General features: G+C 33.4%; 1 pseudogene. It reads left to right on the plus strand.

Annotation, left to right across the window (positions count from 1 at the left end):
* A pseudogene (locus ACF91D_RS31720) lies at positions 1–500 on the plus strand (terminase); the annotation flags it as partial.

Consider the following 500-nt stretch of genomic DNA (forward strand, 5'->3'; position numbering starts at 1 on the left):
TATTTAGATAAAATGAGTGCAAAATTCCGTAATTGGTCAGAAACAGTTGGAAAATCAGAGGGCTTTAGAAAGTTCATTGATTATGTTCAAAAGAATGGTCCAGTTATTATGCAATTAATAGGTAATATTGTGAATTTATTAGTAACGTTTGGTACAGCGATGGCGCCTATTGCGAGCGCACTTTTAAACGTTGTTACTAAAGTCATAGGATTTACAGCTGCTTTAATGGGAAATCACACTTGGATTGCTCGATTGATTGGTATATCAGCTATATTATTAGGGACACTTTGGTCATTAGCAGTTCCATTGATGGCTGTGAATAGCTTTTTAGGATTGTTCGGAACATCTTTATTAGGTTTAACGCAGAAATTTGTTACATCAGGGAACGCAAGTAAGATATTCACTGGGATAATTAATATTCTTAAAGGAGCAATAGGTTTTTTATTAAATCCAATAGGAAATATAGTTAAACTTTTACCATTATTAGGCACTGCATTTAG

This window comes from Staphylococcus sp. 231237_7MaSpsaltlick (genome assembly GCF_043107035.1).